The 549-nt window shown below is 70.3% G+C and carries 1 protein-coding gene; it reads left to right on the top strand.

What is annotated here, in order from left to right; all coding sequences use genetic code 11:
* Positions 1-549: VWA domain-containing protein (locus tag A5760_RS12795; protein WP_155764317.1), on the top strand; the 549-nt coding region annotated here is incomplete at both ends.

Below are 549 nucleotides of genomic sequence, written 5' to 3' on the forward strand. Positions count from 1 at the left end.
TGACCATCGCGCTGGCCACCCCCACCCACGACATGCGCATCCCGCGCAACCGCGCCGTCATCATGCTGGTGATCGACGTGTCCGAGTCGATGGCCTCCACCGATGTGCCGCCCAACCGCCTGGACGCGGCCAAGGAGGCCGGCAAGCAATTCGCCGACCAGCTGACCCCGGCGATCAACCTCGGGCTGGTCGGATTCGCCGGCACGCCCTATCTGCTGGTGCCGCCGACCCCCCAACACCAGGCCACCATCGACGCGCTGAAGAAGCTGGATTTCGCCGACAGCACCGCCACCGGCCAAGCGATCTTCACCGCCCTGCACGCGATCAGCGCCACCGCGGTCACCGGCGGCGACAAACCGCCGCCGGCCCGCATCGTGCTGGAATCCGACGGCGCCGAGAACGTGCCGCTGGACCCCAATGCCCCGCAGGGGGCGTTCACCGCGGCCCGGGCCGCCAAGGCCGGGGGCGTACAGATCTCGACGATCTCGTTCGGCACCCCGTACGGCACCGTCGACTACGAGGGCGCCACCATCCCGGTTCCGGTGGACG

Origin of the sequence: Mycobacterium colombiense, from assembly GCF_001665835.1 — a bacterium.
Lineage (GTDB): Bacteria > Actinomycetota > Actinomycetes > Mycobacteriales > Mycobacteriaceae > Mycobacterium > Mycobacterium colombiense_A.